This is a genomic window from Dellaglioa sp. CoH-57-MRSF-21 (genome assembly GCF_056781915.1).
Genome location: NZ_JBXAXU010000163.1, coordinates 1 through 288, shown reverse-complemented (window position 1 = coordinate 288; position 288 = coordinate 1). Strand labels below are relative to the sequence as shown.

The 288-nt window shown below is 51.7% G+C and carries 1 pseudogene; it reads right to left on the bottom strand.

The annotated features are described in order from the left end of the window. Nucleotides 1–185: pseudogene (locus AC1RPQ_RS08395) on the bottom strand (hypothetical protein); the annotation flags it as partial. Nucleotides 186–288 lie beyond the last annotated feature (103 nt).

Sequence of the window (288 nt, the reverse complement as noted above, 5' to 3'; positions counted from 1 at the left end):
CTCATAAAGAAATCGGCTGGTTGCGTTACCAATTCAGGATTACTTACTATTCGCTGATCGCCATAAACAGCTGCACTGTACGCACTGTAATTTGCGCGGCCTGTCAGATGAAAGGCACCGCGCCCTCGGAACGTCCAACCATCACCAGATGCGACATCTCCATTACCCATGCGCGATGCGTACACCAGATTCGCAAGCTTCTGCGGGTTATTTGTGTAATTTGGAGCGTACGCCTTGCTGGAATCCGACTGATCCATTGTGGATCGTGAGGGCCACACAGCGACCAAC